Below are 275 nucleotides of genomic sequence, written 5' to 3' on the forward strand. Positions count from 1 at the left end.
CGGTTCGGGGCAGGCGCGGTGAACTCCCGCTTCACGAGGTCCGGGTGCCGCGCCGCGGTCGGATCTGGCCGGGTCGTCTTCACCCGCTTCGACCTGGTCGCGCCCTTAATCCCTGCGGCGCGCATGAGCCGGCCCGTCTGATCTCGGCCGATGTCGATCCCGGCGCGACGCGCGGTCTTCCAGAGCTTTCTGACCCCGTAGACGCGGTAGTTCGTCTCCTAGAGCTCGACCAGCTGCGGGATCAGCTCCTCGTCCCGCACCGCGCGAGCCGAGGG

The 275-nt window shown here is 70.2% G+C and carries 1 pseudogene; it reads right to left on the reverse strand.

Annotation, left to right across the window (positions count from 1 at the left end):
* A pseudogene (locus tag NR072_RS10435) lies at positions 1 to 275 on the reverse strand (IS3 family transposase); the annotation flags it as partial.

Origin of the sequence: Micrococcus sp. Mcc89, from assembly GCF_024519795.1 — a bacterium.
GTDB classification, from domain to species: domain Bacteria; phylum Actinomycetota; class Actinomycetes; order Actinomycetales; family Micrococcaceae; genus Micrococcus; species Micrococcus luteus.